1 protein-coding gene is annotated in these 481 nt (G+C 29.3%); it reads left to right on the plus strand.

Annotation, left to right across the window (positions count from 1 at the left end; genetic code table 11):
* Positions 1–64: 64 nt before the first annotated feature.
* The coding region (locus L21TH_RS00905; protein ID WP_034428908.1) for a hypothetical protein at positions 65–481 on the plus strand (417 nt) is incomplete at its 3' end.

A 481-nucleotide genomic window follows, 5' to 3' on the forward strand; every position in this document is an offset into this window, starting at 1 on the left:
CATTACAAATTAAGGGAAAGTAAAGTTTTTACTGGAAATTAGATGCGAAATCTCTGATTAAATCATGAAAAAATTGACAAGAAAAATTATTAGTTTTATACTTATGATATTGATGGTATCTAATATAAGTATTTCAGCGTTTGCAAGTGAAACTGAATTAAGTTCTAAAAATACAAATATTAATAAATGTAATATTGTTATTACTGATAATGGTGTATATATTAATGATGTTTATTATACACAAGAACAGTTTGTCAAACTTCTTAATACTGCAGTAGAAGTAGATATAATTGAATTAAAAAACGATACTATAAAGAATAATAGAGCAATAAGAAGTGTAGGTGTGCAAAGTGCAACAGGAGCTCTTATTGCAGGCACATGGTGGATTCCAGGAGTTGGACAAGTAGTGATTACTGCAGCGGGAGTAGTAATTATAGGTGGTACAGTAATAGCAGCAGGTACTTGGTTATATAACAAAGTT

Source organism: Caldisalinibacter kiritimatiensis (genome assembly GCF_000387765.1).
Taxonomy (GTDB): domain Bacteria; phylum Bacillota; class Clostridia; order Tissierellales; family Caldisalinibacteraceae; genus Caldisalinibacter; species Caldisalinibacter kiritimatiensis.